The organism is Aminobacter sp. P4_D5, from assembly GCF_056401815.1.
This window is the reverse complement of record NZ_JBFUIP010001166.1, coordinates 1-567: the sequence shown is the minus strand read 5'-3', so window position 1 is coordinate 567 and position 567 is coordinate 1. Positions and strand designations below refer to the sequence as shown.

At 70.2% G+C, this 567-nt stretch carries 1 protein-coding gene; it reads left to right on the top strand.

Going from position 1 to position 567, the window contains the following annotated elements:
• A partial coding sequence (locus AC1DWF_RS37285) for a DinB family protein (RefSeq protein ID WP_476843451.1) occupies positions 1-476 on the top strand: 476 nt, incomplete at its 5' end.
• Positions 477-567 lie beyond the last annotated feature (91 nt).

Here is a 567-nt window from a genome sequence, read left to right as displayed (position 1 = left end):
ACAACAGCGAGATGAACCGCCGCATCTACCGGGCCGCGGCCATGCTCGACGAGGAGGAGCGCCGCGCCCATGGCGGCGCCTTCTTCGGCAGCATCCACCGGACGCTGAGCCATCTGCTCTGGGCCGACATCAACTGGATGAGCCGTTTCGACGGCTGGGAAAAGCCCGGCGGCGGCCTCGCCGGCAGCCCGGACTTCGCGCCCGAATGGGAGGCGATGCGCGCGGCGCGCGAGGCGACGGACGCGGGCATCGAGGCCTGGACGAGCCGGCTGACGGCGGGCGAGATGGCGCGCGACTTCACCTGGTTCAGCGGCAACAGCGCGACCGAGCTCACGCGCCCGCTCTGGCTGCTGGTCGCGCATGTGTTCAATCACCAGACCCATCATCGCGGGCAGGTTCACGGCCTGCTCACGCGCGCCGGCGTGCGGCCGGAGGACACGGACCTGCCCTGGATTGTCGAGCACGCGCTGGGCTGAACGGGGCTCGCCATCGGCGAGGTGCCGGATATAGCATGCCTGGCCGCGCTCACGGATGCGGCCTATCCGAGGGAGAACCATCACATGCGCC